The organism is Shewanella electrica (genome assembly GCF_022321485.1).
GTDB classification, from domain to species: domain Bacteria; phylum Pseudomonadota; class Gammaproteobacteria; order Enterobacterales; family Shewanellaceae; genus Shewanella; species Shewanella electrica.
Window position 1 is genome coordinate 1 of sequence record NZ_JAKOGG010000462.1, and the last position, 258, is coordinate 258.

At 61.2% G+C, this 258-nt stretch carries 1 protein-coding gene; it reads right to left on the reverse strand.

Features of this window, described 5'->3' with window-relative positions:
• Positions 1 to 258: FG-GAP repeat domain-containing protein (locus L9G74_RS21205; RefSeq protein WP_238898740.1), on the reverse strand; the 258-nt coding region annotated here is incomplete at both ends.

Sequence of the window (258 nt, forward strand, 5' to 3'; positions counted from 1 at the left end):
TTCTCGTACCACGCAATCTTGTTGTCATCGAATGACGCGGAGAGGACGTCGGTGTTCCCGTCGCCGTTCATGTCCGTCGCGAAAACGGACCAGGCGCCGCTGCCGGTGGTCGAGATCACGTGCTCGGTGAAGCACGGGGGTGACCCTCCGTCGTTCTCGTACCACGCAATCTTGTTGTCATCGAATGACGCGGAGAGGACGTCGGTGTCCCCGTCGCCGTCTATGTCCGTCGCGAAAACGGAAACGGCGAAGTCGGCG